Here is a 24,560-nt window from a genome sequence, read left to right as displayed (position 1 = left end):
CTACCCTTAGGGTAGCCTCAGTTTTTGTCAACAATTTACAACTTAGATACCAGCAATCGCTTCTTTACACAAATCGGTAATACGCTGCCAATCCCCTTGCTCCATCGCATCTGTTGGCGCGATCCAGCTTCCGCCAATACAATCGACATTTTTAAGTGCTAAATACTCTTTATAGCTATTTGGGGTAATACCGCCTGTCGGGCAGAAACGTACGTTTGCTAGCGGACCAGAAAACGCCTTAAGTGCATTTACACCACCTGACGCTTCAGCTGGGAAGAATTTAAAGTTGCTATAACCTAAACTCATGCCTTCCATTACTTCAGAAATACTGGCCACACCAGGTATGAGCGGCACGGTACCTTTCATGGCTGCTTTCAACAAACCCACTGTCGCACCAGGAGTGATAATGAATTGCGCGCCTGCTGCAACGGCTTGATCCAGCTGTTCCTCGTTCAAAATGGTACCTGCACCCACCACTGCCTCTGGCACTTCTTTCGCTATCTTAGTAATAGCCTCTAATGCGCAAGGCGTGCGCAGCGTGACTTCTAACACACTGATCCCGCCGGCAACAAGTGCTCTAGCTAGCGGTACCGCGTCTTCAATTTTATTAATCACCATTACAGGAACAATTGGACTGCGTTTAAAAATATCCTGTGGCTGTATTGACCAGTTATTCTCAACCATTACGTTATTCTTCCTCTAAAATTAATAAATTTCGTCAGCTGCAGATGTGCAGCGAGCACCGGTTTCGGGGCTACTTAAATTTGAACGTAAGGCGCTAAATAATTCTCGGCCCATACCATAACTTGTGCTGCGCAAATCGACTTTATCTGCTTCACGAGCGGCTAGTACTTGCTCATCAACCAACAGCGTCAACTCTCCAGTCAATGCATTCACTCGCACTAAGTCACCATTTTGGACTTTGGCTATCAATCCGCCATCTAACGCTTCGGGCGTTAGGTGGATAGCCGCAGGTACTTTACCTGATGCACCAGACATACGACCGTCAGTTAACAACGCAACTTTAAAGCCTTTATCCTGCAATGTACCCAAGATTGGCGTGAGTTTATGTAGCTCTGGCATCCCTACCGCTTTGGGTCCTTGGCCTTTCACTACAACCACACAATCTTTATCAAGATCGCCTGCTTTAAACATCGCATCCAGTTTGTTTTGATCGTCAATCACAATTGCTGGTGCTTCAACAATGCGGTGCTGCTCTTGTACCGCTGAAACTTTGATCACCGCTCGGCCTAGATTACCTTTTAGCAGTTTAAGGCCACCATTGGCTTGGAAAGGTTTATCAACAGTGGTTAATGCTTCGCTGTCTAAACTTGCGGTAGGACCATCAACCCACACCAGCTCACCATCAATAAGAAGAGGCTCTTGGGTGTAACGGCGTAAACCTGATCCCGCTACCGTACTCACATCTTCATGTAGTAAGCCAGCATCTAGTAGCTCTTTAACCAGCAATGCCATACCACCTGCAGCGTGGAAGTGGTTAATGTCTGCATGACCGTTCGGGTAAACTCTTGCCAGCAAAGGCACAGAATCTGAAAGCTCGGAGAAATCGTCCCAATTAACGATAATACCGGCCGCGCGAGCTGCAGCGACAATGTGCATGGTTAAGTTAGTCGAACCACCAGTAGCCAGTAACGCGACAATGCCATTAACGACAGACTTCTCGCTTACCACTTCACCGATAGGCGTATACTGGGTACCGAGCTCTGTTAGGCGACAAGCTTGCTTAGCGGCAGTTTTATTTAGCGCTTCACGCAGTGGATCATCAGGATTCACAAACGATGAGCCTGGCAACTGTAGGCCCATGACTTCTAGCATCAACTGGTTACTATTGGCCGTACCGTAGAACGTACAGGTGCCTGCACTGTGGTAAGACTTTGATTCAGCCTCCAGCAGCGCCTCACGGTCAACTTGCCCTTGAGCAAATTTTTGACGAATTCGTGCTTTTTCTTTGTTTGGAATACCAGACTTCATTGGTCCAGCGGGTACAAACAACATAGGTAGGTGACCAAAGCTAAGTGCACCAATTAATAGTCCTGGGACGATTTTATCGCAGATACCAAGCAATAATGCACCGTCAAACATGTTGTGAGATAAACCCACAGCAGTCGACATCGCAATCACTTCTCGGCTCAGTAAGCTCAGCTCCATACCCGGCTGGCCTTGGGTCACACCATCGCACATCGCTGGCACACCGCCAGCAACTTGCGCCACACTGCCGACTTCGGCACACGCCGCTTTAAGTAAATCTGGATATTCACCATAAGGTTGGTGCGCAGACAACATGTCATTAAATGCAGTCACGATACCGATATTAGCTTTAGTTAAACCACGAATGGCATCTTTTTCACTGGGGCTACACGCAGCAAAACCATGGGCTAAGTTACCGCAGCTCAAACTACTACGGTGCACACCTTTAAGGCGGGCTTCTTTCATGGCTGCAAGGTACTTCGCGCGCGATTCCTTACTTCTTTCAATAATTCTGTCTGTGACAGCTTGTACTACTGCGTGCATGATATCTCCTTAAGCGCTCCAGTAAACGTCGACGGGGGTTTTGTGCTGAGCCAACACGGCACGTATTGGCATCGACTTGGCGTCTTCATTTTCTAACGCTTGGCGGTAAACAGTCAGCTTCTGCTCACCCACTATATGTAAATAGATCTGTCTGCTGGCTAAAATCGCGGTTTTCGACAGCGAAATGCGAGCATGAGGCGCTGCGCCGGGATTGACTGCCACACAAAGTGATGATGTAGAAAGCGCATCATCAATTTCTTTAGAACACGGGAACCAAGAACACGTGTGACCATCATTGCCCATACCAAGCACAACGACATCAAACGGTTTTGGAAAGTGACCGAGCTGCTCAATAGTCATCGAGCAGCCTTCTTCTGGTGTAGCAAACATATTTTTCAAACTGGTAAACTTGGCACTACTGGCATAGTTCTGCAGCAGATGTTCTCTAACTAAACGCTCGTTAGAGTCAGCGGCATCAGCCTCAACCCAGCGCTCATCAGCTAAAGTAATACAGACATCTTTCCACTCAATCGCCTGCTTGCTTAGAAGCTTAAATAGCTGCAGCGGCGTAGAGCCGCCTGACACAATAAGGCTGGCCTTACCACGACTATCAATCGCATCTTGTAGCTGACCTGCAATGCGTTTAGCCAACTGTGCTTCTAACGCTGCTTTGTCATCAAATGATTTGAATACAGATTCTTTAATCATGCTTGGTTTTCCTTATTCGTCCCACGAACGGCCGTCTTTGGCTATCAAAGCTACTGAAGCCACAGGACCCCAACTGCCGGCTGGATAGGGCTTAGGTTTTTCATTACTTTGTTCCCAAGACTGGATAATGCCATCGACCCAACTCCAAGCTTGCTCGACTTCATCGCGTCTAACAAACAATGCCTGATTACCTAACATGGCTTCTAGCAATAGACGCTCGTACGCATCAGCGATACGATCATTTTTAAAAGTATCCGAGAAACTTAAATCTAATTTGGTGGTTTGTAAGCGTTGCTTTTGCTCAAGACCCGGCACCTTATTCATCATTTGAATTTCAACGCCTTCATGGGGCTGCAAACGAATAGTCAGCTTATTTGGTGGCAGGTTGCGGTAACTAGAGCGGTATAAGTTATGCGGCGGATTTTTAAAATACACCACAATCTCAGAACTCTTGGTTGGCATACGTTTGCCACTGCGTAGGTAAAACGGTACACCAGCCCAACGCCAGTTATCGATATCTACGCGTAAAGCAACAAAAGTTTCCGCATTAGATTGGGTATTCGCGCCCTCTTCTTCAAGGTAACCAGGCACTGGTGCACCTTTTAAGAAACCCGAGGAGTATTGACCGCGCACGGTATTTTCATAAATGTTGTCAGAATTGATTTCACGTAATGATTTAAGCACTTTGACTTTTTCATCACGAATACTGTCTGCATCTAGATTGACTGGGGGATCCATCGCTACCAAGGTTAGCACTTGTAATAAGTGGTTCTGGATCATGTCGCGCATCTGGCCCGCTTTATCAAAGTAGCCCCAACGCCCTTCAATACCGACTTCTTCTGCAACCGTGATCTGTACATGATCTATGGTGCGGTTATCCCATTTGGATGCAAACAATGAGTTAGCGAAACGCAGCGCAATAAGGTTTTGTACCGTTTCCTTACCTAAGTAATGGTCAATACGGTAAACCTGATTTTCATTGAAGTAAGCCGAGACCTGATCATTAATCACTTTAGACGAGGCGAGATCTGAGCCAATTGGCTTTTCGAGGACAACACGTGTATCAGGAAGGATAAGGTTTTGTTCGTGAAGGCAGCGACAGATATCGCCGAAAATTGCAGGTGGTGCGGCAAAGTAATTCACCATAACCCGCTTTTCTGGTTCTAATACGTCATGGAAAGCAGCGTAGCCATCGGCGTCGGTAAAGTTAGTGCCTATATAAACACAACGTTTCATAAAGCGTGGTAGCGTGTCGTCACATAATGGCTCTTTAACAAAACTGTTTAACGCTTTACTGACTAACTCTTGATACTCTTCTTGGGTAAATGCGTCTTTAGCGACACCCAATATTTTTGTTTCTTCGCTTAACAAACCCGCTTTATCCAACTGGTAAAGCGAAGGCAGCAACTTACGTCTAGCCAAATCACCCTTAGTACCGAATAGCACAAAATCACAAGCTTTGGCTTCTGGTGTTGTTATGCCCATAGCTGCTAAATCTCCTATTTCGCTGTGTCCACATTTCAATGAGGTTTTCACATGTTTGTTGTAATATAACAACAGAAACTGTTAATTGCATCTAAATTTTATAAAAAAACGCTGTTTTGTAAACTAGCAACAAGCGGTCAAAATCTGATATGCTTTTTGTGATTAAATTACTATATCTAGTAGAAACTTTGACAAGTAGTTAAATCATAATTCGCCATACAAGCCAAACTTTAGCACTTTCTTGTTTGGTTCGTTAATGACATAAAAGAATAAATATAATTACATTACTATCGAGTGGATGTACGCATATGAATACCCTAGAAAAGGTTCAAAAGAGCCTAACCCATTTTAGTAAGTCTGAACGCAAAGTGGCCGAGGTTATTTTGGCTTCACCGCAAACAGCCATTCACTCAAGTATCGCCACCTTAGCCAAAATGGCTGATGTCAGCGAGCCCACTGTGAATCGATTCTGCCGCCGCCTGGATACTAAGGGCTTCCCTGACTTTAAGCTGCATCTAGCGCAAAGCTTGGCCAACGGTACGCCCTATGTCAGCCGCCATGTAGAAGAGGACGATAGCCCGGATTCTTATACCACTAAGATATTCGAATCTTCCATGGCATCGCTAGATACAGCCCGCCAAAGTATGGATACCGCAGCCATAAATAAAGCGGTTGATATTCTTACTCAGGCTAAGAAAATCTCATTCTTTGGCTTGGGCGCGTCTGCTTCTGTCGCCCATGATGCACAGAATAAGTTCTTCCGCTTTAACGTACCTGTGATCTGTTTTGATGACGTATTGATGCAGCGTATGAGCTGTATTAACAGTGCAGAAGGTGATGTTGTGGTGTTGATTTCCCACACAGGTAGAACTAAGTCATTGATAGACATAGCAAGGTTAGCACGTGAAAACGGCGCTGCGGTCATTGCAATTACTGCACGTAACTCTCCGCTCTCAACCGAATGTACACTGCCAGTGACCATGGAAGTACCAGAAGATACCGACATGTACCTGCCTATGGCGTCTAGATTGGCTCAATTAGTGATTATTGATGTACTCGCGACCGGTTTCACCCTAAGACGTGGACCTCGCTTCAGAGAGAGTCTCAAGCGCGTTAAAGAGGTGCTAAAAGAATCTCGTATCGATAAAGATCCGATAATTTAAGTCAGTTTAGTAACAAAAATAAGGCGCAAGGGGCTTCCCTTGCGCTTTTTTTTACCCAAATGAATGAATCACGTCACAAAACTATAATATTGAAATAGATCAATTTGTTCGTAATTTTCCTACAAAACTTAATATTGTCTGTTAAGATAGGGTTAGATTAATTAAAACTTAACGGAGTATGTCATGTTCCGCAGAACCAAAATTGTTACGACTTTGGGTCCCGCAACCGACAGAGATGATAACCTTAGACGTATCATCAAAGCCGGCGCTAATGTTGTTCGCTTAAACTTCTCTCACGGCTCACCAGAAGATCATTTAAAACGCGCGACAGATGTTCGCAACATCGCCAAAGAGCTCGGTGTTCATGTTGCTATTCTTGGCGATCTACAAGGTCCAAAGATCCGCGTATCTACCTTTAAAGATAACAAGAAAGTTCAACTTGAATTAGGCCAAGCTTTTGTCTTAGATGCAGAGCTAGATAAAGGCTTAGGTGATGAAAACCAAGTTGGTATCGACTACAAAGCACTACCAGATGATGTAGCCATTGGCGATATCCTGATGTTAGATGACGGCCGTGTACAACTTAAAGTTGAACGCGTAGAAGGTAAAAAGGTCCATACCTCAGTTACCGTTACCGGTCCCCTATCTAACAATAAGGGCGTTAATAAGAAAGGCGGCGGACTTTCAGCAGCTGCACTGACTGAAAAAGACAAACGTGACATCGTGACTGCGGCGCAAATTAAGGTGGATTACCTAGCAGTATCATTCCCACGTAGTGGTGCCGATCTTAATTATGCTCGCGAGCTGGCACAACAAGCCGGCAGCCAAGCACTTATCGTCTCTAAAGTTGAACGTGCAGAAGCCGTTGTCAGCGACGAAGCGATGGATGATGTCATTCTTGCATCTGACGCGGTAATGGTTGCTCGTGGTGACCTTGGTGTTGAAATTGGAGATCCTGCACTTGTTGCTGTGCAGAAAAAACTAATCAGCCGCTCTCGCCAACTGAATAAAAGCGTCATTACTGCCACTCAAATGATGGAGTCAATGATCACCAGCCCGATGCCAACTCGTGCAGAAGTCATGGATGTAGCTAACGCGGTACTTGATGGCACAGATGCCGTAATGCTCAGCGCAGAAACAGCAGCAGGTGACTTCCCAGAAGAAACCGTTCAAGCGATGGCAAATGTTTGTCTTGGTGCTGAAGCGCACCCAAGTGTACAAGTGTCGAAACACAGACTGGATGAGAAATTCAGTTCGGTTGAAGAAACCATTGCGTTATCGACTATGTATGCAGCTAACCATTTAGAAGGTGTCAAAGCGATTGTTGCGCTAACTGAATCTGGCGCAACGCCACAACTCATGTCTCGTATTAGCTCAGCATTGCCTATTTATGCCTTATCGCGTCATGACGTTACCTTGGCTAAAATGGCACTTTATCGCGGTGTTAAGCCAGTGCATTTTGATTCAACCCAATATGGGGCTGATGAACTGGCGCAAAAAGCGCTTGATGCCCTAGCCTCTAGCGGTGATCTGCAAAGTGGCGATATGGTATTGATGACCAAAGGTGATGCAATGGAAACCATTGGCGGCACCAATACCTGTAAGGTGCTTATCGTCGCTTAATCAAGCTAGCGCTTTGATTTAAGTTTGACTGACATTAAGCCATAAAAAAAGGAACGCATTGCGTTCCTTTTTTATTATTGTTTTACTTAAAGTGATTCAAAGTCATCAACATGAATAGCATCGAGACGTAACTCGTTAGCGATTAGCAATTGCTTGTGCTCATCCTCACTAATGATATTTTGCGCTTTTGCGGCTTCAAATAGCGCTAAGTTAGTGAGCTTTCTAGGCAGCGAACCTGCTTTTTGGCCTTGCTTCAATTTGGCATAAATGCTCTTACATTGATGCTGTGCGATAAATGCCGCTTCAACTTCGGCAATTCCGCCCTTATCACCTTCAAAGTCGGGACAAAGAAAGGTAAGCCGATCACGCGCAGGCCCAGGTTGCAACATAGATTGGCAAAGCTCAGTCGCTAATGCATCGCTTGGACCATTAAAATGATTACCAAGTGGGAACATAACAATCCGCATTACCCAAGCAACAACAGGGTTAGGGAAATTACGTATCGCCCCTTGCAGTGCACTTGCCGCATTCTTTAGACGCAGTTGCATCACATAATGTACTACCGGTAAATCGTCGTGCTGACGGCCGTTATCTTCAAACAGCTTTAACGTTGCTGAGGCTAAGTAGAGTTCACTGAGTACATCGCCCATTCTTGCAGATAGCATCTCTTTGCGTTTTAAATCTCCACCCAACATTAACATTGATAGATCGGTCATTAGCGCTAGCGCTGATGAAACCCGAGTCATATCTTTATAATACTGTTTAGTCACACCAGAGACTGGTGCAGTATTAAAGCGGCTACCAGTTAATGCACTGATAAAGGCACGCACGCCATTACGTGACGCATAACCCATATGACCTAACAGCAACGAGTCAAAACGCTCTAACGCATCAGCCTCATTGTCCATCGCAGCGGTTTCCATTTCTGCAAGTACATAAGGATGACAACGTGTCGCACCTTGGCCAAAAATCATCAAGCTGCGGGTAAGAATATTGGCGCCTTCAACGGTAATTGAAATCGGCGTAGCCATATGTCCGTGACCAAGATAATTTTTTGGCCCTAACTGAATGCCCTTACCTGACTGAATATCCATCGCGTCATTAATCACATCACGGCCTAACTCTGTCATATGATATTTGGCAATCGCAGTCACAACTGATGGTTTAACTTTCAAGTCAATACCAGTAGTGGTCAAGCGTCGAGCCGCCTCAAGCTGGTAGGTATTAGCAATGATACGAGCAAGCGCTTCTTGTACGCCTTCAAACTGACCAATTGCAAGGCCAAACTGGTGCCGAACATAACTATAAGCAGTCGTTGTTTTAGTCGCCGTATGACCCGATGCTGTGGCTAATGCAGGTAAAGAGATCCCCCGTCCTGCTGACAAACATTCAACCAGCATGCGCCAACCACGTCCGGCATATTGTGGGCCGCCAATAATCCAATCCAATGGAATAAAGACATCTTCACCCTTTGTTGTGCCATTCATAAAGCCCATATTTAGCGGGTTATGGCGACGGCCAATTTCAACGCCGTCATGATCGGTAGGAATTAAAGCGCAAGTAATGCCTAAATCTTCATCGCCACCCAGTAAGCCTTCAGGGTCGCGCATTTGAAACGCTAACCCTAATACAGTCGCCACTGGCGCTAGCGTGATATAACGTTTATCCCAAGTCAGTGACAAGCCTAATACCGACTCACCATTTACCTCTTTGCGACAAACAATACCTTCATCTGGAATGGCACCGGCGTCGCTCCCCGCTTCAGGACCAGTTAACGCGAAACAAGGAACGGCTTCACCTGTTGCTAATAATGGCAACCAATGATCGCGCTGCTCTTGGGTGCCATAATGAGTCAGCAGTTCTCCTGGCCCCAGTGAGTTGGGTACCATAACAGATACAGCAGCACTGACACTGCGGCTTGCCAGCTTACTGACAATCGTAGAATTAGCATAAGCTGAAAAAGCGCGTCCGCCATACTGCTTAGGAATAATCAGCGCAAAAAAGCCCTCTTTCTTAAAATATTCCCAAAGTTCCGGTGGTAAATCTTTACGATTTTGAACAATATCAAAATCATCGATCATCGTCAGTGCGGTCATGACTTGATTGTCGATGAACGCTTTTTCCTCAGCACTCAGTTGAGGCTTACCATAACTGTGTAATGTATCCCAGTTAGGCTTACCTCTAAACAGCTCACCTTCCCACCATACATCACCCGCTTCCATCGCCTCTTTCTCAGTAGCCGATAACGGTGGTAGCACTTTTTTAAAAAAACTAAACACCGGACGCGTGATGAACTGCATACGGATATTCTTTACCGTAAACAGCACAATAATAATCAATAGCACTAAAATAAACAGGGTCATACAAGCACTCCTAAGCCGTTTTTGTTGCTATAGGAACAGCAACACCCGCAGATAGATAGGGAATAACCTTGCGGATCACATCTTCGATATCATTATGTTCACCAAAATCAGCTTCAGCGATCTCTGTTAACGCATCAGCCGATGCCATAGTGAATACAACAGTACCTAAGGTAAAGTGTAGTCGCCAAAACATCTCTGCTGGGGGAATATGTGGTGCACTATCCGCGACGGCTTTAACAAACTCTGATAAGTACTCGCCATAGTGGGTGGTAATGAACCAACGTAAGTGACCTTGGCTTTCAATATAGCCACGGCCTAGCAGTTGTAAGAAGGTACGAGTCCCTTCTGTCTTAAAATCATTAAGATCTAACAATGGCTGCACCAAGCAGGAAAATATATCGTCCAAGCTGGCGGTGTTGTCCTGCTGCAACTTGATAATCTCTGCCGCAGCCGCAGGCATAAACCTATCTAAATAGCGAGCAAGCACCGCACGAATAAGCTCTTTTTTGGAACCAAAATGATAATTGACAGACGCTAAGTTAACTTCCGCTTTACTGGTGATTAATCGTAAAGATGTTTCAGAAAAACCACGCTCAGCAAATAGCTTTTCAGCAGCATCCAATATTCTTGTTTTTGTGTCGGATCGATTAGCCATTCCGTGACCTTGTAGATGTTATTTAAAACGTGCGTTTAAATTAAACACTAGTTCACTTATTGTCAAACTTAATTGCTGCTTAGCGGGTGCTTTAGCTAGGTAAATACGTTTTTTGTTGTACAGACTCGGCAAAAGCTATTATCCAGTCTAAAAATAGGTAAACTATTTGTGAAAAGAATAACAAGGATGAAATAAACATGATGCTCCCATCAAAACTGACCTTAGTCAGCGCTGCAATTGCGCTTAGCTTAGTCTCAACAGCTTGCTCAAACAATAAAGAAAATAGCGATCAAGGCCAAATTGAAAACCATAGTGAAAAACCGACAATTGCCGAGGCTAAAGCCTTTATTAACAGCGCTGAGGCGGAACTGGCCGCAATCTCCATTGAACAAAACCGCGCCGAGTGGATATACAGCAATTTTATTACCGATGATACGGCAGCGTTGTCAGCTAAAGTCGCTGAGAAGCAGATTGCTACCTCCGTTCAGTTTGCTACTCAAGCTGCACAATATGCCGAACTGCCTCTAGATGAGGTTAATAAACGTAAACTCAATATTTTACGTAGTTCTTTAGTGCTGCCCGCTCCATTAGACCCTGCCAAGAATGCCGAGCTGGCAAAGATCAGTTCAGAGCTGAATGGCTTATACGGCAAAGGTAAATATTGCTTTGAGGATGGTCGTTGTTTAACCCAGCCCGAGCTTTCTGCCATTATGGGTGAATCCGCCGATCCGGCACTTTTGTTAGAGGTGTGGCAAGGTTGGCGTGAAATCGCCAAACCGATGCGATCTTTGTTTGAACGCGAAGTCGAGCTCGCCAATGAAGGGGCAAAAGATCTCGGTTACGCTAACCTCTCAGAACTTTGGCGTAGTCAATACGACATGCAACCCGATGAATTCTCAGCCGAGCTTGATCGTCTTTGGGGCCAAGTGCAGCCTTTATATGAGTCGTTACACTGTTATGTTCGCGGAGAGTTAAACCAAAAATATGGTGATGACGTTGTGGCTGAGCAAGGCCCGATTCCCGCTCACCTGTTAGGTAATATGTGGGCCCAGCAATGGGGCAATGTTTATAATACTGTCGCGCCAGATAATGCCGATCCCGGGTATGATGTCACTGAGCTATTAGCTCAACATGGCTATGATGAAATTAAAATGGTACAACAAGCCGAACAGTTTTTCTCATCGCTTGGTTTTGAGCCATTACCTGAAACTTTCTGGCAACGTTCGCTGTTTGTGCAACCTCAAGACAGAGATGTCGTCTGTCACGCGTCAGCTTGGGACCTGGATAATCTAGACGATATCCGTATTAAAATGTGCATTCAAAAAACAGCTGAAGACTTTACCGTGATACACCACGAACTGGGTCATAATTACTATCAACGCGCCTACAAATCTCAGCCCTTTATTTTTAAAAACAGCGCTAATGACGGCTTCCACGAAGCGATCGGCGACACCATTGCCCTAAGTATTACCCCTAGTTATTTAAAACAAATTGGCCTGCTTGATGATGTGCCCGACGCCTCAAAAGATATTGGCTTACTATTAAAACAAGCACTCGATAAAGTCGCATTTATGCCATTTGGTTTGATGATTGATCAATGGCGCTGGAAAGTGTTCAGTGGTGAAATCCAACCCCAAGACTACAACAAGGCTTGGTGGGAATTACGACAAAAATACCAAGGTGTGATGGCGCCGACTGAGCGTAATGAAACTGACTTTGATCCCGGCGCTAAATATCATGTACCGGGTAATGTGCCCTACACTCGTTACTTCCTAGCCCATATTTTGCAGTTCCAATTTCACAAAGCGCTATGTGATATTGCCGGCAATGAAGGCCCTGTGCACCGCTGCAGTATCTACGGCAATGAGCAGGCAGGCGCGAAGCTTAATACCATGTTAGAAATGGGACAAAGCCAGCCTTGGCCTCAAGCGCTAGCCGTCGTCACCGGTAAAGAAGAAATGGATGCGTCGGCTGTACTTGATTACTTTGCGCCTCTACAAACTTGGTTAGATGAACAAAACCAAAACGCAAACCGCCAATGTGGATGGTAGTTTAAAACGATAGCCTGCTGATTAGCAGGCTATCTTACTCCAGCACCTTTGTAATTAGTCTCACGGGCGATCATTTTTTGATTCGCTGATTTTTCCAACATCACTAATAATGCACCCGTTGCCCCCATCAGTTGTGGGGCACTGTGAAACGCCATGACTCCCTCGATATTCATCAGCCAGTCATTGACAAAAGATTTCATCAAACCTGGAAAAGGTCGACTTTTTTCACCTTTACCGTGAATCACCAGCACATTGCGCCATTCCATCTGCTTTGCATGGGTTAAAAATTCTAGCAACTCACTGCGGGCCTTAATAACGCTGAATTGATGAATATCGATACTCGCCTGAACCGGGTAGTGTCCTAACCTGAACTGTTTAAATACTGCTTTTTGCACACCTTGGTTTTTAAAACTCAAAATGTCATCGGGCTTGGTTGGGGCGATCGAACCAGGTTCTATGGTTAGCTTTTGTAACTGCAACGCCAGCCGTGAACGCTGTAATTTTAATTGTTGAGCGCTGTTATCGACCTTAGTCTGTGGCAAGACAGAGCCATCTTGTGTTAATGGCTTTACATCAGCCATTTCAGCTAGAAATAGCGCAGCATCATCTTTCATAATCGGCCTCTTAATACAACGGAGCTAGGACAATATACGCTAAATTAAACGGCAAGGGCATTAATGTAAGGTTAACTGCCTTAAATACACACTTTGTTAAGATCTATAACTTTAGATCAATTGCACCATCCATTATAGTATCAATAGTATTGGCAACTTTGAAAACTTAATGACCGCTTTTAAACCCTTGTTAAGCCTATTTGTCCTCGCAACACTATTCAGCTCTGCTCTACAAGCTGGCAATGATGAGCATAAAGCGCTTAATCATTTTTATGTGCAGTTTACCGAGGCATTTGAGCATTTAGATACTGATAAGCTAGCCAGTGTTTACGATGACAATGCCTGCTATATACCAGAAAGCCAAGGCAAAGAAATTACCATGGGGAAAGAGAACATTCTCGACCTGTACAATAAGTTCTTCGGTAAGATTAAACACAAAAATGCGCGAATTGAAGTGGATTTCAGAGTCATTGAACGACAAATGGAATCGAAAAATGCCACCGATATTGGCTACTACCTTATTCGCTTCCATCCGCCAGTCGATGCGGGTGAGCCAGTAAGCGAGTTCTCTGGTAAATTTGTCAATGTATCGAAGAAAAAACAAAATGGTCAATGGGTCCTCACCGTTGATACAAGTAACCGCTCTGACCCGTCATTTTATTTCAATGCAAAGCCAACACCTAACCTTTATTACGGTCGCCAATTCAGTGCGTTACCCTCTTTGGAAAGTGCCCAATCAAAGTGAATCAAAAGCCTCTTTTATGCCCTTGCGGTCAACAGCAACAAGGGCAACGAACACCCTACACCCACTGTTGTGAGCCCTACCATTTAGGTCATTCATTAGCCAACAACCCAGAAACGTTAATGCGCAGCCGCTATAGTGCTTTTGTGTTGCAGCAACATCAATATCTAATCGATACTCACCATGGAGACTATTTAGGTGGGTTAACCAAACAGGTATTAGATGAGCAAGAAGCAACTCAATGGATTGGTTTACAGGTGATAAGTTCTGCTAACCAGCAGACAAAAGGCAGTGTGACCTTTCAGGCTTGGTACCTTGCAGAACATGGATTGGATGCCATTCATGAGCAATCAGATTTTGTATTTGAGCAGCAGCGCTGGTGGTATACAAGTGGTAAACAGTTCAAGGCGGTGCCGCCAAAACGCAATATGCCTTGTGTCTGTCACAGCGGCAAAAAGTTTAAACAATGCTGTATGAATAAAGGCTAATAAGCCTGCCGTTCACTACCTAGGTGTTAATGAACTAACATCCCCTGCTCCTGGCTAAGAAAGGCACTAAAATCAGCTTCTCTTAACGCTGGGCTATACAAAAACCCTTGAGCCTGATGACAAAGGTGATCGGCCAAGAAGGCTTCTTGCTCTTGGGTTTCCACCCCTTCGGCCGTTAAGGAAATATTCAACGCAGATGCCATTGCGATAATAGCACTGACAATTTCGCGGCTTTCATGGCTGACGCTTAAATCAGAAATAAAAGAGCGATCAATCTTAAGTTTGCTAATGGGGAACTGCTTTAGGTAGCGCATTGAACTGTAACCGGTACCAAAATCATCAATAGCGAGCCCTACTCCTAGATCCGAGAGCTCCTTACACAAATTAGTCGCGTAGACGATATCTTCCATTAACTCAGTTTCAGTGATCTCCAGTATTAAGGTGCCAGGCTTAATACGATAACGCGTTAGCATTTCCCACACTTGATCATACAAATTGCCGCTAAAGAACTGCCGCGCAGACACATTCACATGCATAGAAATGGTGACATCATGATGTTGCCACAAATTAAGCTGGCGACAAGCGGCTTCTAGCACCCATTCCCCAATGGCGGTGATCATGCCTGTTTGCTCAGCAATATCGATAAATGCACCTGGATACAACACGCCTTTTTTGGGGTGATGCCAACGAATCAGCGCCTCAGCACCAATGTAGCTCTGACTGCGTAAATCTTTTAACGGTTGATAATAGAGTTCAAATTCTCGACTGCGCAGTGCAGTTTGTAAGTCGCGCTCTATCTGCGCATCTTCTTTAAAGGCATTAAGTAACGCATTGTTAAATACTTGAATCGCATCTGACTGCTTCTTTTTAGCATACTGCAGCGCGATATCAGCGCAGGTTAACGGTGCGAACAGTTGCTCAACTGATGCAATATCCACTATCGCGATGGCAGGTTTAGGATCGACATTATCTCGGCCAATTAGCACCGACTGCGATAGCTGGTGGTAGAGACGTTTTAATAAGTAGTCTAAGTCACCTGCTTGAGCTGGCGACTTGACGATGAGTGCAAATTCGTCACTTCCTACACGGGCCAGCAGCTCAGTTTTATTTACGCGAGCAAAATGGCGCAAGCGCCGCGCTATTTCTATGAGTAACTCGTCCCCCTTCTCATGGCCATAAGTATCGTTAAATCGCTTAAAGCCACGTAGATCGACAAGAAATAGATGCCCTTCAGTGCATTTATCCAGTTCTTTATTAAAAAATGAGCGATTGTACAAACCGGTTAGCGAGCAGCGCCAGGCTAAACGCTCCAAATCCGTTTTATAACTCATCTCCTCAGAACAATCTTCAGCGCAGATCAATGCATAATGATTACCGCGTTGAGTAATAAACTGTTTTGCACTGAACCTTAGCCAATAGCGCTCGCCATTAGAGCGGGTGATCTCCGTCTCCCCTTTGGCAACTATGCCCTCTTTTACTCGGCTCAGTGCGGCATTAGCCATTTCAGGGTGTTGTCTAAAAAAGTCTAAGCGTAAAACCGATTTACCTTTGACTTTACTCAGCGGCGTGCCGGATATCACTTCATGGGCTTGATTGACATACTCGATAATATCGGTGCGCAAATTAACTAGCATGCTAATTTGCTCTGATTGTTCCATGGCGCTTGAAAGTAAAGTGAGTCGCTCATCTTTCTCATAAGCATTATGGGTGGCTAATGTCAGCGCTAATTGGTCCGCCACTTGTGACGCGATGTGTATTTCGCTTTCAGTCCAAGCCAAGAAATCCTTGCGCTCAAGATACAAGACGCCCTCTAAACGGCCATTAATGCGAATAGCGACTTCAAGGCTAGCATTGATACCACGAGGCTTAAAATAGGCTTCGGCAAATTCACTCAGTCGTGGATCTGATTTAGTATCATCGGAGGCAATATGGCGCTTAGATTTTAACTCAAGCAGATAGTTTGCACATAAGCTTGGCTGAGGGCGAACCACTTGGTGTTTAAACTGTGGTCCGTAGGTCGCAATTTCTGTGGTTGCATCGGTATCACTGCAGATTGCTGACACGCCGACATGCTTAACGGCGAGTTGCTGACACAACAACTCCGTCGCTAATTCGGCCGTTCGGGTAAAATCACCTTCTTGCTTCGCAGTGGAGTTAACGATCAACTCCAACAAGTGTTGATAATCTCGCGTCTTCACATGTATCCCTAAAAAATGACAAGTCAAAATACGCTCGTCAGTCACTTTATCCTTATTCAATGACGGTAAAGTGTTTAATAATTATATTATTTATTGATAAGTGAACCAGCCTACACGATTTATTTACATAATGGCAACTCTAGGCGGTATCAATATGCACTAAATATGATTTTCTAACTGAAAAATCATTTTTTCGGCACTAAATTGAAATTGTAACTTTAATGTCAACATAGCGTCATCTTGGGTGATATCTGCCCTGACGTCGTCAAAACGAGACTGAGCCTTAGTGACTAATTCATCAACAGTTTGCTGCTGTTCAAGGCTGTACTGTAATATTAACACCGTATCATGTTCGTCTATTACTGCACCAATATCGGCATAACTACCACAGTCATTGCAAGTATCATTAACTAAGTCAGATTGGCGTTGCTGAATATTTTTCATCGTACTCTCCGAGATATTGACCTGACCAAGTATATCGACTATTTGCCACTCTATCTAATTCAAGCTCACGAAATCACACTATTAATTCTGCAAACTGACGTTGAGCAATTAGTTGTTCTGAAAAATGGGGGACTTGAGAATATATTTCACTTTTAGCTTGATTGGGGTTGAGATAACCCATTCGCGCACTAGGGTCGGTATTAGCCAACACTTCTACCATTGCAGATTCTACCTCACCACGGTTAACCAAAGCTTCTGGTCGCAGGCTTTGCTTTAAACGAAAGGCCGCTAAACCAGCCCGTTGATACTCGCCGCTATTATCTATCACTTGCGCTTGTTCAAAATGGGTCACTATTGGTTGCTCTGGCCCCAATTCAAACTGTGCCCTTAGCTTGTTGGTATCGGCGTCGTCATTGCTCCGGGCCAAAAATTGCGCCATATCGCGCGCATCACTCGACATTAAAGCCAACAGCAGCGCAAACTCACCGCGACGAGCACCGGATACTGCCCCATTTAAGCGCGTACCTAAATGTGACTCATTGATTAATAACTCATTAGTTCGCATAAAAAAACATCAACAAAACAACTCTTTGGTATTTTATCGACCACTTGATAGCGAACTTTAGTAAAAAGTTTAAATTGGGTCTTTACAGCAGCGACGTTTCTGACTACTATTGCCGCCGCAATTGAGGAGGGGTTCCCGAGTGGCCAAAGGGATCAGACTGTAAATCTGACGGCTCAGCCTTCGAAGGTTCGAATCCTTCTCCCTCCACCATCTTTACTACAATTGAATAGAAAATCTGTGGAGGGGTTCCCGAGTGGCCAAAGGGATCAGACTGTAAATCTGACGGCTCAGCCTTCGAAGGTTCGAATCCTTCTCCCTCCACCATTTTTCTCTTGCTTGGCTCCCTTACCTTTAAGTAAATCTCTTACGCAACAATTTTCTGCTTCATTTTCCACGCTCGCTACATTGCAAAACATACCATTGTTCACAGTTAGTCATCGCTGCATAATCTTATCTTGCTGTTTGACGTCTATAAAGCCATTAGCCCGCTATAAACCATTCGCTACGTATAAAAGCCATTACTCCTGTATAAAGCCATTAGCGCTGTAAAAAGCCATGAGCCCAGTAAAAAGCCTTTAGCAGTTAATAGAAGTTCACGCTCGAGATATCGCTATTGCCACCCCTTTCACATTAATCACTTCCTGGTGCGTTGCATTAGCCTCTGCGCCTTAATCTCAATCTGCCAACAAAAATGCAAACTTTTCTAGCTTTCTTAGGTCGTAATTAGACTATGGAGTGCTTATACTCATTCCCATAGGTTATTACATATAGCTTAGAGCTATATTTAAGTGTCAATTTTTGAATAAGAGGTAGTAGATGGCAAATCAGTGGGTCAATCAAGCGATAGGCAAAATAGAAGCGGACTTTCAACGTAGTGCTGATACACATTTAATTAAGCTAACTCTACCTGCACTTTCTGGCATCGATATTTATCTAAAAGATGAAAGTACCCACCCAACAGGCAGTTTGAAACACCGCCTTGCCCGCTCACTCTTCCTTTATGGACTGTGTAATGGGTGGATCCAAGAGCAAACCACCATCATAGAATCATCCTCAGGTAGTACGGCAGTCTCAGAAGCCTACTTTGCAAGATTACTAGGCCTGCCTTTCATTGCCGTTATGCCAAAAAGCACAGCCAAAAAGAAAGTACAACAGATAGAATTCTATGGCGGCCAATGCCATTTTGTTGACCATTCAAGCGAAATCTATGCTGAATCACAACGGTTAGCCAAGGAGCTCAATGGTCACTATATGGACCAGTTTACCTATGCTGAACGTGCAACTGATTGGCGTGGTAACAATAACATTGCCAACGCCATCTTTGATCAAATGCAAAAAGAGCCCCACCCAACGCCAACGTGGATTGTCATGAGTCCCGGTACTGGCGGCACTTCGGCGACCATTGGTCGCTATATTCGCTACCAGCAAGAGACCACTCAGCTATGTGTAGTCGACCCCGAAAACTCGGTGTTTTTTGATTACTTTAAAACTGGGGATACCACACTGACGTGTGATAATGGTAGTCGAATAGAAGGTATCGGCCGCCCTAGAGCTGAGCCGTCTTTTATTCCTGGGGTGGTCGATCATATGATCAAAGTTGACGATGCCGCTTCTATCGCCTGTATAAGATTGTTGGAAAAATCCATTGGCCGCAAAACCGGCCCTTCAACTGGTACCAATTTATACGGCGTATTAATGTTGGCGAAACAGATGCAGCAAAATCAACAACAGGGTTCCATTGTAACCTTGCTCTGCGATGCCGGAGAGCGTTATCTCGATACCTACTATAACGACGAATGGGTAGCTAACAATATTGGTGATACTAGTGAATACGAAGCGCTGCTTAGCCCATTTTTTAACGAAGACTAATCAATATTAAGGTATTTGTGGGTCTGAATTGATAAACGCCAATTGCGATCAATACAGACCTGCATAGCCAGCTCAGTGGCTCTTGCCTTCTGGCTAATAGGCTGCAAGCACATGACCTTATCGGTGGTATCAATGTCTGCTACTAAAGCATCCAACTCTTCAACATGACGCATCAACCCAACAGGGTGTTTAATCTCGTTGGCACGCTGCAACGCATCTTGGCGCACAATCATACCCGCTTTCATATTGATCTTAGGCGATACTGTCACCCAAGTATCTGCGCTGCAGTTAACCTCAAAAGTCCCACTGGTTTCAATCTGGCAGCGGTAACCTGCCTGCTCGAGCGCTGTAGTTAAATCTTGCAAATCATACATACAAGGCTCACCACCGGTGATCACTACATGTCTGGCGCTAAATCCCATTCTAGTGAAATGGCCGATGAGCGCTTGCGCTGTCATTTCTGACCAACGACCTATGCTGCCATCAACCTGAATTACCTGCTCTGGCGACACTTGGTTTTGGGCAAGCTTTTCCCAGGTATGCTGCGTATCGCACCAAGCGCAACCTACAGGGCAACCCTGCAAGCGAACAAAAATGGCGGGGACGCCGGTAAACATACCTTCGCCCTGAATGGTTTCAAATACTTCGTTAACAGGATAATTCATAGTTACCTCAAACACTGGGGCGGCTTTTATAGAAGATTTTAAGGCAACAAGCAAGTCTTTAGCCTAGATCACTCGGCTATTTAGTACCCGCGCTAAGCAAACAAGGATAGTTACAAGGCCATAGCGGTCAGTTACACTATAGGCAAAATTTCTACCCGTGAGTCTGTATGTCGAAAGTTGTCGTGGTATTTAGTGGAGGTCAAGACTCCACAACCTGTCTAGTACAAGCATTAACCCAATATGATGAAGTACACGCTATTACCTTTGATTATGGTCAACGCCATCGTCAAGAAATTGAAGTTGCCAAAACACTCGGCCAACAGTTGGGATTAAAAAGCCATAAAGTGCTTGATGTTACCATGCTCAACGAATTGGCGATTTCAGCACTGACCCGAGATGATATCCCAGTATCCAATGAGTTGATGGATAATGGCTTACCAAATACCTTCGTTCCTGGCCGTAATATCCTGCTTCTTACCCTAGCGGGCATATATGCCTATCAAATTGGCGCGCAAGCTGTGATCACCGGTGTTTGTGAAACCGACTTTTCTGGTTATCCCGATTGTCGTGACTCATTTATTAAAGCCATGCAATCAGCGCTAGAACAAGGCATGGACCGAAAGCTGGCACTCGTCACTCCGTTAATGTGGTTAAATAAAGCAGAAACTTGGGCATTAGCTGACAAATATCAACAACTGTCATTAGTACGAGATCAAACTCTCACCTGTTACAACGGGATTATTGGCAGTGGTTGTGGTACCTGCCCAGCTTGTTTGTTACGCCAAAAAGGCTTAGATGATTACCTCAATAATCAAGCGCAAGTCATGCAACAGCTTGAGCAAAAAGGCTAACAGTTGAAATCGATACCAGCCAGTGTGCTTAGCGTTGTCATTATTACGTTGTTCAGTGTATTGATGTATTTTATGCCGGTAAGTGACTTGCTTAATTACCAGCGAGTACAAATCGATAGCGGCCAATGGTGGCGCCTGATTAGTGGTAACTATCTGCACACCAACCATTGGCATCTAATAATGAACTTAGCTGGTATGTGGGTGATTACCGCCCTGCACTATCATTTTTATAATGGCAAAGGGCTACTTATTCTATTCGCCTCACTATCACTGTTAGAAGGCTTAGGCTTGCACCTGTTTTACCCAAGTCTAATTGGCTACGTGGGCTTAAGCGGCATTTTACATGGCTACTTTACGTTTGGTGCCTTGAAAGAAATTCAACACAAAATGAAAGCTGGCTACCTACTGTTACTAGGAGTGATTGCAAAAGTCACCTATGAGCAGGTCAATGGTGCCACCGAACAGGTATCAAATTTAATCAACGCAAGAGTTGCAACCGAGTCCCATCTCATTGGTGTGCTAGCAGGCGTGTTAGTTTTCATCGGTTACCTGGCCATAACACGCTGGCCTAACCCCACCGCTAAAAGCTAGCTTTTAAAGGCGTTCCTAGAAAGCTCGCTTACTCCAAACAAGAAAACTTTGAGCACGACTATTGATAGCCGTGCTCAGGCTTGTTTATGCACTAATAAGTGCTTCACGCAGTTGTTTGACTTGATCCCTGAGCGCCGCTGCTTGTTCAAATTCAAGGTTCTTAGCATGTTCATGCATTTGCTTCTCCAACGCATCAATACGATGACTGAGTGAAGCGGCATCATCCACTTGATAGTGGCCTTGCGGGCTAGCGACTTTAGATGCCTGGGTGCGAGCGGTTGCATCTTGCTGCTCACCACTATCCCCCACATCCATGACGTCAGTAATTTTCTTGACCACGCCCTTTGGAGTTATGCCGTTATCAAGATTGTGTTGATGCTGCTTAATACGGCGCCGCTCTGTTTCTCCCATCGCTTTTTTCATCGAATCGGTAATGCGATCAGCGTACAGAATCACTTTACCGTTTACATTACGTGCCGCGCGGCCAATCGTCTGAATTAGTGAACGCTCTGAGCGCAAGAAGCCTTCTTTATCGGCATCTAAAATACACACAAGCGATACTTCTGGCATATCTAAGCCTTCACGTAGCAAGTTAATCCCGACGAGTACATCGAATTTACCCAGACGTAGATCACGAATAATTTCTACCCGTTCTACCGTATCAATATCGGAATGCAAATAGCGCACTTTAACGCCATGTTCATCAAGATATTCGGTGAGATCTTCTGACATGCGTTTAGTTAACGTGGTCACTAATACGCGCTCATTAACCGCCACCCGCTTGGCAACTTCGCTAAGCAAGTCATCAACCTGTATCGCAACTGGCCTAACTTCTATTTCCGGATCTAACAATCCGGTCGGGCGCACCACTTGCTCAGCAATTTCACCTTCACTCTTATCAATTTCATAAGCACTGGGTGTGGCCGAAACAAAAATGGTTTGCGGCATTAAGGTTTCGAACTCTTCAAATTTAAGCGGTCTATTATCTAATGCAGACGGCAAGCGGAATCCATACTCGACTAAGTTGGTTTTTCGAGAGCGGTCACCTTTATACATGGCACCGATCTGCGGCACGGTAACATGACTTTCATCAATGATCAGTAACCCGTCCGCTGGGAGATAATCAAGCAAGGTCGGTGGACCTTCCCCCGGCCGACGGCCAGAGAGATAGCGAGAGTAGTTCTCAATGCCGCTGCAATAGCCTAACTCGGTCATCATCTCTATATCGTATTGCACCCGTTCAGAGACTCGCTGCGCTTCGATAAGCTTATTGTTGTCAAGTAGCTCCTGGCGACGTAACCGCAACTCCTCTTTTATCTCTTCGGTGGCGGCCAGCACTTTTTCACGCGGCGTAACATAATGGCTCTTAGGATACACAGTCGTTCGCGCAATGCGTTGGTTGATATGACCTGTTAACGGGTCAAATAAACTTAAGCGTTCAATTTCATCATCAAACAACTCGACTCTAATCGCATCGCGGTCCGATTCGGCTGGAAAAATATCAATCACTTCACCACGTACCCTAAACGTACCACGTTGCAGTTCGATATCATTGCGGGTGTACTGCAGCTCACTCAAGCGAGTTAAGATATCTCGCTGTCCCATGTAATCGCCCTGACGTAGATGCAGCAGCATCTTCATATAGGAGTCAGGATCGCCCAAACCGTAAATTGCCGACACCGAAGCGATTAACACAACATCTTTTCTTTCTAATAGTGCCTTAGTCGCAGATAGGCGCATTTGTTCAATGTGGGCATTTACCGATGCATCTTTTTCAATAAAGGTATTAGTAGAAGGCACGTAGGCTTCAGGCTGGTAATAATCATAGTAAGAAACAAAATACTCTACCGCGTTATTTGGGAAAAACTCTTTCATCTCCCCATACAGCTGCGCAGCCAGCGTTTTGTTAGGCGCCATAATAATAGTGGGCCGAGCCATCTGCTGGATCACATTGGCAATAGTGAAAGTTTTGCCTGAGCCTGTTACCCCGAGCAGCGTTTGCCGCGCAATGCCATCTTCCAACCCTTCGACTAATTTTTTAATCGCCGTTGGTTGATCGCCAGCAGGCGTATAATGAGATGCTAACTGAAACTGAGAATCGCTCACGTACCACCACTCCTTTAAAATCAAGTGCATTAGTTTAATCGACACCATCGACGAAAGCCAAACCTTTACTACCCTTGAGAGATGACATTTTGATGATAGAAAAATGAAAGTTTTACACAACACGAAATAAGCACTCAAAAGCTCAAAAAACAGCCACAAACCCAATAAAACAAGCGAATTAATACACAGAAGTGACCGAGAAACTGTTACATATTGGCAACAGCTTACAGCGGGAAATTAAATTGTTATTGATTTTTCTAATCGCCTGTTTTTAAAAGGATTAAAAAATAACCAGTAAAAGTGTGCAATTTAAGTCCAATGCCCTTGTTACTAGGGTTTGAAACACATTTTTAAACATAACTCACAGGTTTATCCACAGATTTAGTGGATAAGTGCCACAAGGCCAGTTATCACGGGACTTTAACGACCATTAGCGTTTATTGAACTTGGTTATTGCTATGGTGTAATTTAATTACATTTGAAACTTTGCTTACAGTGAAAGCGCTTTCCTAGTTGAGTGCCTGCGCGATTAAAGCTGACTAAAACAACCACACGCTACTGAAGTTGATCCATACAAATGAATCAAACTATCTATCTCTAACCACTAAAGAAAAGTATACTTGATGACCAAATTGCCTGTTAAGACGTCAGGATGCGCATTAGATGAGCACTTAACAGCATAATTACACTTTTTTTTGGCTGCTGAGTTGACTCGAATTCAAGAGCGCTTTAATATGCGCTCCGTCTTCAACGACGAGTTGCTTTAACGATTCCCCTGTAGTTCAGTTGGTAGAACGGCGGACTGTTAATCCGTATGTCACTGGTTCGAGTCCAGTCTGGGGAGCCA

At 44.7% G+C, this 24,560-nt stretch carries 20 protein-coding genes and 3 tRNA genes; 11 read left to right on the top strand and 12 right to left on the bottom strand.

Annotated features, from left to right (window positions below):
* Window positions 1–42: 42 nt before the first annotated feature.
* From L865_RS0121530 to zwf, 4 genes are read right to left on the bottom strand one after another with little or no spacing between them, the layout of a single operon-like run.
* On the bottom strand, window positions 43–684 hold the full coding sequence (locus L865_RS0121530) for a bifunctional 4-hydroxy-2-oxoglutarate aldolase/2-dehydro-3-deoxy-phosphogluconate aldolase (RefSeq protein ID WP_028775114.1): 642 nt from the start codon (window positions 682–684) through the stop codon (window positions 43–45).
* A gap of 21 nt (window positions 685–705) precedes the next feature.
* Window positions 706–2,532, bottom strand: coding sequence for a phosphogluconate dehydratase (gene edd / locus L865_RS0121525; protein ID WP_028775113.1), 1,827 nt, complete (start codon window positions 2,530–2,532; stop codon window positions 706–708).
* Window positions 2,533–2,541: 9 nt separating this feature from the next.
* A complete protein-coding gene (gene pgl / locus L865_RS0121520) occupies window positions 2,542–3,240 on the bottom strand; it encodes a 6-phosphogluconolactonase (RefSeq protein ID WP_028775112.1) in 699 nt (232 codons plus the stop codon).
* 12 nt (window positions 3,241–3,252) lie between these two features.
* Complete coding sequence (gene zwf, locus L865_RS0121515; RefSeq protein WP_028775111.1) at window positions 3,253–4,725, bottom strand: glucose-6-phosphate dehydrogenase; 1,473 nt, start codon at window positions 4,723–4,725, stop codon at window positions 3,253–3,255.
* Between the two features lie 308 nt (window positions 4,726–5,033).
* Here zwf and L865_RS0121510 point away from each other — a divergent pair, with 308 nt between their 5' ends.
* Both L865_RS0121510 and pyk read left to right on the top strand, forming a co-directional pair.
* Window positions 5,034–5,888 carry a MurR/RpiR family transcriptional regulator gene (locus tag L865_RS0121510; protein ID WP_028775110.1) on the top strand — a complete coding sequence of 285 codons (855 nt, stop codon included), beginning with the start codon at window positions 5,034–5,036 and terminating at the stop codon, window positions 5,886–5,888.
* Window positions 5,889–6,071: 183 nt separating this feature from the next.
* A complete protein-coding gene (pyk, locus tag L865_RS0121505) occupies window positions 6,072–7,511 on the top strand; it encodes a pyruvate kinase (protein ID WP_028775109.1) in 1,440 nt (479 codons plus the stop codon).
* Between the two features lie 86 nt (window positions 7,512–7,597).
* Here pyk and L865_RS0121500 read toward each other — a convergent pair whose 3' ends face one another.
* Together L865_RS0121500 and psrA are read right to left on the bottom strand one after the other, a co-directional pair.
* Entirely contained in the window at window positions 7,598–9,874 is a 2,277-nt protein-coding gene (locus tag L865_RS0121500; protein ID WP_028775108.1) for an acyl-CoA dehydrogenase, read from the bottom strand.
* Window positions 9,875–9,884: 10 nt separating this feature from the next.
* Window positions 9,885–10,529 carry a TetR family transcriptional repressor PsrA gene (psrA, locus tag L865_RS0121495; protein ID WP_028775107.1) on the bottom strand — a complete coding sequence of 215 codons (645 nt, stop codon included), beginning with the start codon at window positions 10,527–10,529 and terminating at the stop codon, window positions 9,885–9,887.
* A gap of 197 nt (window positions 10,530–10,726) precedes the next feature.
* Between psrA and L865_RS0121490 the strand changes: the two genes are divergently transcribed.
* A complete protein-coding gene (locus tag L865_RS0121490) occupies window positions 10,727–12,580 on the top strand; it encodes a M2 family metallopeptidase (RefSeq protein ID WP_028775106.1) in 1,854 nt (617 codons plus the stop codon).
* Window positions 12,581–12,609: 29 nt separating this feature from the next.
* On the opposite strand, the gene smrA is transcribed toward L865_RS0121490, so the two are convergent.
* Window positions 12,610–13,194: a DNA endonuclease SmrA gene (gene smrA / locus L865_RS0121485; RefSeq protein ID WP_051484738.1), complete on the bottom strand. Its 585-nt coding sequence runs from the start codon at window positions 13,192–13,194 to the stop codon at window positions 12,610–12,612.
* Between the two features lie 169 nt (window positions 13,195–13,363).
* Here smrA and L865_RS0121480 point away from each other — a divergent pair, with 169 nt between their 5' ends.
* Together L865_RS0121480 and L865_RS0121475 are read left to right on the top strand one after the other, a co-directional pair.
* The gene (locus L865_RS0121480) at window positions 13,364–13,939 is read left to right on the top strand and encodes a YybH family protein (RefSeq protein ID WP_028775104.1); all 576 of its coding nucleotides are present in this window, start codon (window positions 13,364–13,366) and stop codon (window positions 13,937–13,939) included.
* Window positions 13,936–14,424 carry a YchJ family protein gene (locus L865_RS0121475; RefSeq protein ID WP_037471758.1) on the top strand — a complete coding sequence of 163 codons (489 nt, stop codon included), beginning with the start codon at window positions 13,936–13,938 and terminating at the stop codon, window positions 14,422–14,424. Before L865_RS0121480 ends, L865_RS0121475 begins: the two co-directional genes overlap by 4 nt.
* Window positions 14,425–14,450: 26 nt before the next feature.
* Here the strand turns inward: L865_RS0121475 and L865_RS0121470 are convergent, their stop codons facing one another.
* The 3 genes from L865_RS0121470 to L865_RS0121460 all read right to left on the bottom strand — a co-directional run bounded on the left by L865_RS0121470 (window position 14,451) and on the right by L865_RS0121460 (window position 17,631).
* Window positions 14,451–16,622, bottom strand: coding sequence for a sensor domain-containing phosphodiesterase (locus tag L865_RS0121470; RefSeq protein WP_028775102.1), 2,172 nt, complete (start codon window positions 16,620–16,622; stop codon window positions 14,451–14,453).
* A 159-nt stretch (window positions 16,623–16,781) separates the two neighbouring features.
* A complete protein-coding gene (locus tag L865_RS0121465) occupies window positions 16,782–17,066 on the bottom strand; it encodes a DUF406 family protein (protein ID WP_028775101.1) in 285 nt (94 codons plus the stop codon).
* Between the two features lie 73 nt (window positions 17,067–17,139).
* Window positions 17,140–17,631 carry a VC2046/SO_2500 family protein gene (locus L865_RS0121460; RefSeq protein WP_028775100.1) on the bottom strand — a complete coding sequence of 164 codons (492 nt, stop codon included), beginning with the start codon at window positions 17,629–17,631 and terminating at the stop codon, window positions 17,140–17,142.
* Window positions 17,632–17,756: 125 nt separating this feature from the next.
* On the opposite strand from L865_RS0121460, the gene L865_RS0121455 reads away from it, so the two are divergent.
* The 3 genes from L865_RS0121455 to L865_RS0121445 all read left to right on the top strand — a co-directional run bounded on the left by L865_RS0121455 (window position 17,757) and on the right by L865_RS0121445 (window position 19,500).
* Window positions 17,757–17,841 (top strand) — tRNA-Tyr (locus L865_RS0121455).
* A 29-nt stretch (window positions 17,842–17,870) separates the two neighbouring features.
* Window positions 17,871–17,955, top strand: a tRNA-Tyr gene (locus L865_RS0121450).
* Window positions 17,956–18,447: 492 nt separating this feature from the next.
* A complete protein-coding gene (locus tag L865_RS0121445) occupies window positions 18,448–19,500 on the top strand; it encodes a PLP-dependent cysteine synthase family protein (protein WP_028775099.1) in 1,053 nt (350 codons plus the stop codon).
* On the opposite strand, the gene queE is transcribed toward L865_RS0121445, so the two are convergent.
* Window positions 19,497–20,165 (bottom strand): 7-carboxy-7-deazaguanine synthase QueE, encoded by a 669-nt coding sequence (gene queE / locus L865_RS0121440; RefSeq protein WP_028775098.1) that lies wholly within the window; start codon window positions 20,163–20,165, stop codon window positions 19,497–19,499. The two genes, L865_RS0121445 and queE, sit on opposite strands and share 4 nt — an antisense overlap.
* 167 nt (window positions 20,166–20,332) lie before the next feature.
* Between queE and queC the strand changes: the two genes are divergently transcribed.
* Together queC and rrtA are read left to right on the top strand one after the other, a co-directional pair.
* Complete coding sequence (queC, locus tag L865_RS0121435; RefSeq protein WP_028775097.1) at window positions 20,333–21,016, top strand: 7-cyano-7-deazaguanine synthase QueC; 684 nt, start codon at window positions 20,333–20,335, stop codon at window positions 21,014–21,016.
* A 3-nt stretch (window positions 21,017–21,019) separates the two neighbouring features.
* A complete protein-coding gene (gene rrtA, locus L865_RS0121430; protein ID WP_028775096.1) occupies window positions 21,020–21,607 on the top strand; it encodes a rhombosortase in 588 nt (195 codons plus the stop codon).
* Window positions 21,608–21,691: 84 nt separating this feature from the next.
* On the opposite strand, the gene uvrB is transcribed toward rrtA, so the two are convergent.
* A complete protein-coding gene (gene uvrB / locus L865_RS0121425) occupies window positions 21,692–23,713 on the bottom strand; it encodes an excinuclease ABC subunit UvrB (RefSeq protein ID WP_028775095.1) in 2,022 nt (673 codons plus the stop codon).
* A gap of 771 nt (window positions 23,714–24,484) precedes the next feature.
* On the opposite strand from uvrB, the gene L865_RS0121420 reads away from it, so the two are divergent.
* Window positions 24,485–24,560, top strand: a tRNA-Asn gene (locus L865_RS0121420).

Origin of the sequence: Shewanella waksmanii ATCC BAA-643, assembly GCF_000518805.1 — a bacterium.
Lineage (GTDB): Bacteria > Pseudomonadota > Gammaproteobacteria > Enterobacterales > Shewanellaceae > Shewanella > Shewanella waksmanii.
This window is presented reverse-complemented; position numbering and strand designations above follow the sequence as displayed.